Source organism: Pseudopedobacter sp., from assembly GCF_040392825.1.
Taxonomy (GTDB): Bacteria; Bacteroidota; Bacteroidia; order Sphingobacteriales; family Sphingobacteriaceae; genus Pseudopedobacter.
This window is the reverse complement of the sequence record NZ_JBEBVH010000113.1, coordinates 1-11,859: the sequence shown is the minus strand read 5'-3', so window position 1 is coordinate 11,859 and position 11,859 is coordinate 1. Positions and strand designations below refer to the sequence as shown.

Annotated in this window: 5 protein-coding genes and 1 pseudogene; 3 read left to right on the top strand and 3 right to left on the bottom strand. The window is 36.3% G+C overall.

Annotated elements, in window-relative coordinates; all coding sequences use genetic code 11:
• Positions 1 to 423, top strand: a 423-nt coding sequence (locus ABWO41_RS09620) for a T9SS type A sorting domain-containing protein (RefSeq protein ID WP_353137063.1), incomplete at its 5' end; no start/stop codon positions are given.
• A 143-nt stretch (positions 424 to 566) separates the two neighbouring features.
• On the top strand, positions 567 to 4,652 hold the full coding sequence (locus ABWO41_RS09615; protein WP_353137060.1) for a hybrid sensor histidine kinase/response regulator transcription factor: 4,086 nt from the start codon (positions 567 to 569) through the stop codon (positions 4,650 to 4,652).
• Positions 4,653 to 4,679: 27 nt separating this feature from the next.
• Here ABWO41_RS09615 and ABWO41_RS09610 read toward each other — a convergent pair whose 3' ends face one another.
• The 3 genes from ABWO41_RS09610 to ABWO41_RS09600 all read right to left on the bottom strand — a co-directional run bounded on the left by ABWO41_RS09610 (position 4,680) and on the right by ABWO41_RS09600 (position 10,935).
• Positions 4,680 to 6,029 (bottom strand): Gfo/Idh/MocA family protein, encoded by a 1,350-nt coding sequence (locus ABWO41_RS09610; RefSeq protein WP_353137057.1) that lies wholly within the window; start codon positions 6,027 to 6,029, stop codon positions 4,680 to 4,682.
• 75 nt (positions 6,030 to 6,104) lie between these two features.
• Positions 6,105 to 7,739, bottom strand: a complete 1,635-nt coding sequence (locus ABWO41_RS09605; RefSeq protein ID WP_353137054.1) for a RagB/SusD family nutrient uptake outer membrane protein — start codon at positions 7,737 to 7,739, stop codon at positions 6,105 to 6,107.
• 10 nt (positions 7,740 to 7,749) lie between these two features.
• Positions 7,750 to 10,935: a SusC/RagA family TonB-linked outer membrane protein gene (locus ABWO41_RS09600; protein WP_353137051.1), complete on the bottom strand. Its 3,186-nt coding sequence runs from the start codon at positions 10,933 to 10,935 to the stop codon at positions 7,750 to 7,752.
• Positions 10,936 to 11,247: 312 nt separating this feature from the next.
• Here ABWO41_RS09600 and ABWO41_RS09595 point away from each other — a divergent pair.
• Positions 11,248 to 11,859 (top strand): annotated as a pseudogene (locus ABWO41_RS09595) (hypothetical protein); the annotation flags it as partial.

Sequence of the window (11,859 nt, the reverse complement as noted above, 5' to 3'; positions counted from 1 at the left end):
AGTACCGATGGAAAGAACTTTTCTAACATAGGTACAGTAGACAACACCAATAGTTCGTATTATTCATTTACCGACTCAAAAACTGATGTACAGGGCGCTTATTACAAATTGCAGAAAATTGATACTAATAATTCAACAGAATATAGCAAAGTCATTCGTGTAAACAGCAAAATAAATAACGGAATATCACTTTCTGTTTACCCAAATCCTACCTCAAACGCACTTAACATTGTTTTTTCACCCAGAGAGGAGACTTCAATATTAAAAATAGTATCTATATTAGGTCAGGTGATTTACCAAACCACTGTTAATTCTTTGGAAAAACAGGTAGTTGTTCAGACTGAAAAATTTACACCCGGAAATTATATCATTATACTTGAAAGAGGAAATAACAAAGAATTTTCAAAGTTTATAAAACAGTAATTATTATGCATAAACAATAACTGTTAAGAGCTTCCGGGTAACTTTGCATTTTTATAGATACACCTTCTTGTTTTTAAATTTAGAAATATCAGTTCTTTATTAAAAACAGGAAGGTTTTTTAATAAAAGGTGTATTTTTAAAAGATGGCAAAATTACTTTATTATTTTTCGTTTATTACGGTTCTATCCTTAATTCCAAATTATACTTTTGCGCAACCACGTCTGGATTTTGACCATTTAACAGTGGAAAATGGCCTTTCCCAAAGCTCAATATTTGCCATCGCTCAGGATAAGAAGGGTTTTATGTGGTTTGGCTCAAAAGATGGGCTGAATAAATTCAACGGGCATTATTTTGAAGTATACAGAACCGGCAATAGCGAGAAAGATTATATTGTAGCCTTACAAGCCGACCAAAATGGCAATTTATGGATAGGAACAAAAAAAGGACTCAAAAAATACATTTATTCAGAAGATTCATTTTTAGAAATTGGTGCAGATCCTAAAAAAAATAATAGCTTAGACAGTTACATCATCAATTGTATCTATCAAAGTCCGGATAATACTATTTGGGTAGGTACAGACAAGGGTCTTAATAAGCTCATAAACGATGATAGAAATTCTTTTCAACAGCTTTCTGGTAAAATTGAAGGGCTGGAACCCGGAAAAATTACGGCTATATTTCAGGATAGAAACAAAAACCTATGGTTGGGTACACCTAAAGGTTTAACAAAAGTAAGCTATAAAAACGGCGTATATTTCACAAATCATCAAATTTTATCCAACAATAAATCATCCGAAGACATTACTTCTATTGTAGAAGACGATGAAAATAACCTTTGGTTGGGTACTAAAAGTGAAGGGATTATAAATTATAATCCTGACACAAAAAAAGTGACCCGTTTCTACCAGATTGATAATGAAAAAAACAGTTTAATCAACAATAATATCAGGAAGATCCTTAAAGATGAAAATGGAAATTTATGGATTGCTACATTAAAAGGCCTCTGCTTTCTTAATCCTAAACAAAAGAGATTTACAACTTATACCCATAATCCCGGGAATCCAAAGAGCCTTAACCATAATTCAATCTATGACATTTGCATAGATAATCAAAAATCTATATGGCTGGGCACCTATTATGGAGGCGTAAACGTTGCTTATTCAAAAACTACATTATTCCAAACTTACAGAACAGAATCTGTCAGGAACAGTCTGAGCAGCAATGTTATTAGCACCATTATTGAAGATAAAGAGAATTTATGGATAGGTACAGAAGCCGAAGGCTTAAACTATTTTAATAAAAAATCAAAGACCTTCACTCATTTCAAACATATCCCGGAAGATCCCAACAGTTTAAGCTCCGATCTGGTTACAGCAATTTACAAAGACACTAAAGGACAATTATGGGTTGGCACCGTAGGTGGCGGATTAAATCTGCTCTCTTCTGACGGCAAAAGCTTTATCCATTTTAAAAATAAAGCAGGAGTAAACGGCACTTTAAGCAATAACAACGTTGCCAGTATATTAGAAGACAACAAAGGTCGGTTTTGGGTTGGAACAATGGGTGGCGGACTAAACATTTTAAATCCGGATACGAAAACCTTTACTACATACGGCAATACTAAAACCAGTACATTAAGCAGCAATTGGGTGAAGGTTATCTTTAAGGACTCTAAACAAAACTTATGGATAGGAACGCATGACGGAATAAAACTATTAAGAGAGCAAGATCATGCATTTAAACTATTTTCCAAAGAAAATTCAGGGCTCACCTCCAACCTTATCACCTCTATCACCGAGTCTGCGGGTGGATATATATGGATAGGTACAAATTACGGTGGATTGAATTGCTTTAACCTAAAAAATGGTGAATTTTCTCATTATACCACCAGTGATGGCCTGCCTAGCAATAATATTATGGCCATTATAGAAGACAATAATCACCTTTTGTGGATCAGTACAGATAATGGTCTTTCCTGTTTCGATATAAAAGACAAAACATTTAGAAATTATAATAAGAAAGACGGACTTCCGGGTAATGTATTCAATTCTAACTCCTGTTTAAAAACTAAAAACGGTGAATTGTACTTTGGGAGTTTCAATGGTCTGGTTAGCTTTTACCCAACAAATATCCAAAAAAATGATTCTACCTATCCGGTAGTATTTACCGGCCTGAAACTATTTAATGAAAAGGTACAAACCAATGCTGATGATGGTATTTTGAAAATGAACATCACAGAGATGGGCGAGATCAATCTGAGTTATAACCAAAACACATTTACACTTGAATTTTCATCTTTAAATCTGATCAAATCTTTTAAAAACAAATATGCCTATAAACTGGAAGGTGCAAAAGGCGATTGGGTATACACTTCTACTCCTGCTGTCACCTATACTAACCTGTCTCCGGGTAGCTATACCATTCTGGTTAAAAGCGCTAATAGCGATGGCATATGGAATCAAATGCCTTCCAAAATTCGTATCCATATTGCACCACCGTTATGGAAGACATGGTGGGCATACCTGCTTTACGTAATCTTACTTGGCATTATTGCATACCTGATAGTAAACTCGCTCATCTCGAAATCCAGATTAAAAAGAGATTTGTATTACGAACACCTGGAAAATACCAGACAACAAGCTCACTATCAGATGCAGATGGATTTTTTCACGAATATATCTCATGAACTGCGAACTCCGCTAACATTAATCGTTGGCCCTCTCGATAATGCGGTGCAGGAAGTTCCCGAAGATTCAAAATTACGGCACCATTTAAACCTTGCTAAAAAGAACGCTGGTCTGTTGTTAAAACTGGTCAATGAATTAATGGATTTCCGAAAGGTGGAAGCGGGACAAATGAAAATTCATCCTTCATGGCACAATCTACCTAACTTTATACGTAATATATTTGAATTTTTCACAAATGAAGCGGTTTCCCGCCATATCAACTATCAGCTAAAAGTAGACAACATCACCGAAGATTATTTTTTCGACAAAGATCAACTCGAAAAAGTAATTTTTAATCTTTTATCTAATGCTTTTAAATTCACGCCTGATTCGGGCAGTGTAAGGGTGAGAGTTAGCCAGGAAACCAATTTCCTGACTATAATAATTGAGGACGATGGTGAAGGAATACCTGAAGAAAATGTCCAGAACCTATTTACAAGATTTTATCAAATTGAAACCCAGGGATATAGAAAAAACAGTTCTGGAGTGGGGCTGGCTCTTGCAAAAGCCATTATAGAAATGCACCATGGTAGTATTGCTGTTGAGAGTGACTCACTGCCTGACATAGATGGATTTAAAACAAAGTTCATTATTAAATTGCCACTAAATTTACCGACAATAACTAGCGAATCAGTTTCAGAAAGCAAATCAGAATTTATAACTGTTAACAAGATGATTGCGGAGGAAGGGCCCTTTAGCCCTGTTCAAACAATATCTCAAAATTCCGACTCAAAATTAACGGTCCTATTGGTAGAAGATAATAATAATATGAGGGCTTTTATCAGAGAGGAAATTGCTCATTTGTATCAAGTGATAGAAGCAGAAAATGGAGAACAAGGTCTTGAGATAGCCAAAGAAGTTATACCCGACATCATTATCAGCGATTCTATGATGCCCATAATGGATGGTCTGGAATTATGCAGACAAATAAAAACAGATGAGGCTACAGCACATATTCCTGTTATTTTACTCACTGCGAAAAGTGAGGACTCAAATAAATTGGAAGGATTGGAAACGGGTGCAAACGTTTATATCACTAAGCCGTTTAATACCAAATGGTTATTATTAAATATGAATAATTTAATGGTTGCCAGAGAAGCAATAAGACAACGTTTCAGTAAAAAAATAAGTTTAGAACCTAATGATGTTGAAATGACTTCCGGCGATGAAAGGTTTATAGAAAAACTTATTTCGATAATAGAGAATAATATGGAATCGTCAGACTTTGGTGTTGCAACTTTAACTCAGGAAATAGGAATGAGCAAAAACGTCTTATATCGCAAAGTTAATGCACTTACCGGACTTTCTGTTGGCGATTTTATTAAATCCATCAAATTAAAGAAAGCAGCTATTCTACTTAAAAAGAAACATCTTCCTATTTCGGAAGTTGCTTTCTACGCTGGCTTTAATGACACTAAATATTTTGGGAAAGAATTTAAGAAACATTTTGGAAAATCACCTTCGCAGTATCGAAGTGACCTAGATGAAACAGAAAGTGGATAGTTTTTGTGAACTATCCACTTTCTGGCATTAAAATCCCGAGTCGTCCAGCGCAAATGTATTTTTCCGGCTTTTCCACCTCCCACGTGTAAAATCGGGGATTTCCTGTACAGTATTGCCTTCTGCTATTGATTTTACAGATAAAGGGAGAATTACGCTCATGGTTACAGAGTCGTAAACATCTATAGGAGTTTGCCGTTTTTGTTTAATTGATTGTACAAAGGCATTGAAAACAAACCAATCCATTCCACCATGCCCTGCACCAACAGCCTCTTTCTCATATTTCTTCCACAAAGGATGATCATATTTAGCAATCCACTCTTTTATCGGATCCCATTTGTGCGGCTTACTAACTCCTTCTATATGGATAGATTCAGCTACGTCCATCCATAATCCATTCGTTCCCTGTACTCTAAACCCGATAGAATACGGACGTGGAAGATGGGTGTCGTGAGTTATCAGCATCGTTTCTCCGTTCGCACAATTGATTTGGGTGGTTACAATATCTCCGTTTTTATAATTAAGTTTTGAATTTGGGTGTCCCTGCGATTTTTTATTCACATAGTCGGCTAGCCCTCTGGCTTTAGAGGAAAAAGACACCATGTTTACCAACCGGTTTCCTCTATTGATGTCTGCATAGTTCATTAACGGTCCCAATCCATGCGTAGGATAAATATCACCGTCAACATCTATATTGTATTGGGTGCGCCATTGCGCTTCTCCTATAGATTTATCGGGACCAAATTCTACACCATGCCCATAGAAATGTTTTCCGTCGTTAAAAAGAACGTCCCGCAAATCATGCTGATAGCCTCCTTCCAAGTGTACCAATTCTCCAAATACTCCCTGACGCACCATGTTTAGTACAGCCAGCACATCTCTGCGGTAGCATACATTTTCCAAAGTCATGTAGGGCATTTTAGTTTGTTCCGATACGTTTACCACATCCCAATGCTCTTCTACCGTTAAACCGGCTAACACTTCACATCCTACATATTTACCTGCTTTCATAGCATCTACAGCCTGATCGCGGTGAAACTTCCAGGGTGTCGAAATAATCACACCATCTATATCTTTTCTTTCCAGTAACTTTTTATAAGCATCTAAACTCCCGGTATATTCTTTAGGAAGTTTCTTACCTGCCTTTGTAAATTGTTCACGACAAAGCTTTAACGAACTTTCCTGAATATCACAAATAGCTACTATTTCTACATCGCTACGGAGTAGGCCTTCTCTTATATGTGTTCTTCCTCTAAGCCCTACTCCAATGTACCCCAATCTCACTACACCATTGTCTTTACCAAACAATATTCCTGAAGGAATTACACTTAAACTTGCTGCTCCTATACAAGCTTTTTGTACAAAATTTCTGCGATTCATAATATATTTTATATCTATAACTAAATTAAGGCAATAGAAGTAGCAATTTAATATTCCTTCTTCTCTTTCTAAATTTTAATAACCGGGATTTGGTATTAGCTTTCTATTCAATGTCAACTGCATGTCTGGCAAAGGCATCCATATTTTAAAATACTCATAATTATCTTGCATATCTTTAGCCATGTCATTCAAATTCCCTGCTTTTAGATTTATAGAAAAGATTGCTTCTTCGAGTTTATTAAACCTGATAAGGTCTATTCTTCTTTTAGATTCAAAACAAAGTTCCCTCCTCCTTTCATCCAAAAGTTCTGTTACGAAGTCCGCTTTATAATACGCCGTATTCAGGGTCTCTACATTCACCCCGTCTTTCACTACCCTGTTTCTGATTTCTGTAAAATAGGTTCTGGCCTTAGCTTCATCTCCTGTAAAATACAGTGCTTCTGCATACTGTAATAAAATATCGGCAAATCTTAACAACGGATAATTCAGTTGCGTTGCAGAAGGTGGGATAGTTTTTTCTTTCGGGTCAATACATCTGAACTTTCCGGTACACCAATTAATTTTACTACCGGTTACTGCTGCTACCGGAATGTAATAGGTATTTCCGCCTACGGTTTCCTTAATCGACGCAGCAGTATATGTCCCTGTTATATTATGATCTCTTCGAATATCATTGGCATTATAAGATAAATATAATTCCCGGGTGGGTTTTAAACGTCCATAACCACCACCATAAATATTACGATCTCCACTTGGTATAGGAAAGTTTGAAATCTCCGGATATTCGTCGGTAATGGTATTACTTGCTTCTGCTAAAAACAAACATTCCTTATATTGCTCTGCTTTAGTAGTTTCCCTAAATAAATGACTATATTTAGCTTTCTCAACCAAAATGTAGCCACTATTTTCCACTATATCTTTGAGAACTGTTTCCGCAGCGGCACTCATTTCTGTTTCATTTACCCACTCAAAATCATTCAGGGCAAAATCTAGCGATTTACTTGTATGGTATCTTTTGCAACTTGCCAGGTAATTGTATATAACCCCCAAATATCCACCCGCAGTCCATTTATTAGCACCACCAGTAAAAATACTGGTATTACCTAATGTGGTATACGCATAAGTTAGATCTTCTATAATGAGTTTATAAATCCCCTGCACACTTTCTCTGGGCGCTTCGCCATCCGGTATAGAACTGGTAATCAATGGTACGCCTCCGAAAAGAGACGCCAAATGGTAGTAATAAAAAGCTCTTAAAAACTTCGCTTCTGCTATGATGTTTTTCTTTCCGGTTTCATTCATATCTACCTCTGCAGCTTTTTCTATTAATAGATTACATCTCGAAATACCCGCATAATACGCCGCCCAAAACTGAGATAAAGGGTTATTGGATGACAGGTAAGATAGCCTGGCGAAGTCGGCCAGTTCGCTTGATGTGTTCGGTACCACTTCATCGGTTCCTCCCAACAGCATAAATAATAATCCTCTGGAATAAGTGCCATCTCCTACAGAAGCTCCCGGGACTGAAGAAGTATTTATTGCATCATAGCATCCTACTAATGCTATTTTTAAATCCTTTTCGGTTTTGTAAAAGTTCTCGGGACTTGTGAATGATAAAGGAGGTTTATTAAGAAAATCCGAGTTCTCACAAGACATCATTGTAAAAGTTAAAAATAGAATAACTGCTAATAATATGTTGCTATTTTTCATAATGTTGTGTCTAAAATCCTACGTTAAGTCCAAAAAAATAGTTTCTTGCTCTGGGATACGATAACCTGTCGTAACCAGGCATAAGTGATGATGCAGAACGGATATCCGGATCTAATCCGCTATATTTTGTCCATACATATAAATTATCTATTGTAAAGTTAAAACGGATATTTTTAACATGTAATTTTCTGGCTATAGCCGGATTAAGGGTATAACCCAAAGATAAGTTCTTAAAACGGACAAAAGAGCCGTCTTCTACATAATAAGTAGATACAAAATCATTGGTATTGTTTTTCAGCCTTGAATAGGTGTTTGACGGATTTGAAGGTGTCCATCGGTTATCAAAATACGCCTTTGTGATATTATAGGCAGGAGCAGCTCCTTTTAATCCAGCTTCTGAATTATTAATAAACGCATTCATAATTTCATTGCCGAAAACTCCTTCGAAAAACAGCGTTAAATCAAATTGTTTATACTTGAAATTATTAGAAAATCCTATATTAAAATCGGGATTACTATTGGATATTACTTTTCTGTCTTCTGCATTAATAATCCCATTACCATCTAAATCCTTATATCTTCTATCTCCCGGCTTTACACTTACAGCTGCAATACTTGTAACCCCCTGGTTTAAAGTATATGTATAGTTATCGTAATTGCCAGTAGTTATGGTTGAAGGGTCAATCACCTGTCCTCCAGAATTAGTAATTGTGAAATCTGAAAACTGATAGTTTCCGTCAGCTACATATCCAAAGCCAGTACCTATAGAGTTTCCAACAATTACCCGACTTACATCTGTTAAAAATCCGTTGCTGATAACTACAGGCAAAAATTCCGAATCGCCTAGTGAGAGTACCTTATTCAAGTTCCGATCGAAATTTAAACTACTACTCCAACTAAAATTATCTTTTTTAACATTTACCGAGTTAATCGTAATTTCTATTCCTTTATTCTGAATCTTTCCAATATTCTGGTATTGAGAGCTAAAACCTGTCTGAGACGGAATTGGCGTGTTCAGTAACAAGTCTCTGGTTATTTTTTTATAGATATCTGCCGTCACACTAATTCTTTCGTTAAACAACCCCACGTCCAGTCCCATATCAAACTGTTCAGTAGATTCCCACTTTAAGTCGGGGTTTGGTGAAGAACTGGGTGCCATTCCAAAAATTGGTGTACCGTTTCCGGCATAATTATTATTTCCCAATCTGGCTAAAGCAGAATAAGCTGGAATTCTGTCATTACCCGTAATTCCATAACTCAATCTTAATTTCAGGTTACTCAGCTGTTTTTTAAACGCCGACATAAATTTTTCATTATTAATACGCCAGGCGAAAGCCGCGGATGGGAAATAGGCAAACCTGTTGCCCTTTCCAAAATTCGACGATCCGTCTGCTCGCATAGAAGCTGTAAAATTATATTTGTAGTTCACACTGTAATTTACCCTTCCAAAAAAAGATAACCTCTTAGTATCAGAAATATTGGTTTGCGGTTTATCTACAATACCTGCTTTGCTCATATCAAAAACACCGGTAGACTCATCTTCGAACGAATATGCTCTGATTCTGGAATTTTCTATGTTATAGGAGTTAAATTCCTGCCCTAAAAGCGCATTAAAGTATTTGTTTTTGACCCTTTTGTTATAGGTAAGGGTATTAGACTGGGTATAAGAAGTTGTTTGAATATTCATTACTTCTGCCCTTCCATTATTAACACTTCCCCAGCGGGTCTCTTTTCCGTAGAATTCCTGCAATTTCGAAAAAGAGGTGTTTCCGGAACCCGAAACCCTTAGGCTTAGTCCGGGGATAATTTGCCAGGTTAAAAAGGCGTTACCTAGTGCCCGGTCTAATGACACGTTTTTATATGACTCATAAAACATGGTGGTTAATGGTGTATAGGAACCGCCGCCCTCATTTTCCTGATCAACAAAAATACCGATAGGTTTTTCGTTGTATATACTTTGAATAAGACCACTATAGCTTCCGGCTCCGCCTCCACTGGATACAGCTCCGTCTGTAACCGTCCGGCCATAATTTACGTTCATCCCTACATCAATATTCCTTGATAATTTATGGTTCACTTTAGTTTGAGCAGAGTATTGTTTATAATCATTTCCAACAATTATTCCCTCCTGATTATTGTAACCTAAGCCCAAAATGAAATCGGTAGTATTATTACCACCTTGTGCCGTAAGGTTAAATTTTTGTGTTTGTCCTGTTCTTAGAAATAAATCCTGCCAATTGTATTGTTCAAAGTTATTTGCATTTACGGGTTCATCTGCCTTTCCATCATTATCCAAATCTACTCCCCAGGTTAGCGAACTGCGGTCCCATTCATGCCTGAAATTCACGTAGTCCTGAGAACCTAACATTTCCAGTTTTTTGGTTGCTTCTGATAATCCAATTTGATAATTGACATTAATGAGGGAATTTTTTCCTTTGCCGGATTTAGTTGTAATGATGACTACTCCATTCGCCCCTCTTGACCCGTAGATAGCGGTAGCAGATGCATCTTTAAGAATATCTATGGATTCAATATCATTCGGATTTAAAGTAGCCAAAGGGTTATAGCCTGTATATCCACCTACTGATGAAGTAGCAACTTCGCTTCCATTTACGTCTATTTGTAGTCCATCTATTACAAATAAAGGTGAACTTGATGCATTTATTGAATTAGCCCCTCTGATTTGCATGCTGATACTGCCACCCGGCTCGCCCGATTGATTATTGACTTTTAGTCCCGCTACCCTTCCCTGCAAAGCCTCAGAAACATTATTTGCACCCGTCTGTGTTAATATATCTCCCCGTACATTACTAATAGAGCCGGTCACATCGCCTAATTTAGAGACTCCATATCCGATCACAACTATCTGATCCAGCGATTTTGATTCCTCTATCTCCATTACTATATTACTTAATAAGGAGTTGTTGGCCGGTAATTCTTTGGTTTTAAAACCAATATAACTTAATACCAATATCTCATTGTTGTTATTTACCGCCAGAGAAAAATTACCATTCGCATCAGAAATTGTACCTGACTGGTTTCCTTTTACTTTGATTGTAACACCGGGAAGTGAGTTCCCTTCTGTATCCAAAACTTTTCCGGATACTTTCAATTGTCCATAGCTTTCTTCTACAGATAATAGAATGCCAAGTGTGAATAAAAGATAAAATAATGCGCTTTTAATAGTATACTTCATTTTACAGGTTTTATTGATGATTGATTCTTTACACTCGCTTATTAAGCCAGATGTTATCGGTTATACAAATATTAAAAGTATTATTTGAGCATAGGGAGTATAAATTTCCCTAAAAAGGGGCATTTATATCTTTATATATACCTAAACGGGCTAATTTTCAGAAAATAACCTATTAATCGTTTCAATGTAATTTTATCTTAATTTATTCAAGGTAGAATGCTGCTTCATTTTGATTATATGTATCTTTCGCCACTTTTTGCTTTATGAGCTAAGAGAAAGCCGAACTTAGGTTTTCTATCGAAAACTTTTAGCATGATTAAGAGAAAATTATCAAGTATCTGGAATTATTTAAGAGGTGATAATCCTGAATTTTCATTACAAAGCAGAATTTATCATTCTGTTTGTATTGTTACCATACTTGTTATATTATATACTATTCCGTTTAGTTTAGCTGTGGGCCTGCCATGGCTGGCTTTATTTTCATCGATTTTATTATGTTTTCAGGTTTTTCTTTATTATCTGTCCAGATATAAAAACAGGCTAAACAGCAGTATGCTATTCTACGCCATTATCATTAATATTTTCTTTGCAATTAGCTATTATTTTTCATCGGGCATACAGGGCTCTGTACTATTCTCTTTTATCACCACTCACTTTATTATAATTGCAGTAGCCCAGAAGAAACATTATTGGATATGGACAATAAGTAATATCGCCCTGGTGGTTTCGCTTATTGCCTACGAATACTACAATCCGGAAATGATAGGTGATAGCTACGGTGACAGAACTACACGCTTCATTGATATTACTTCTACCTACATTGTCACTGTTATACTCATATTTGCCTGCTTAACGTATATTATCAGCAATTATACCACCGAAAAACAGTTAGCAGAACAAAGCCTGATTAAACTAAAGCAACTT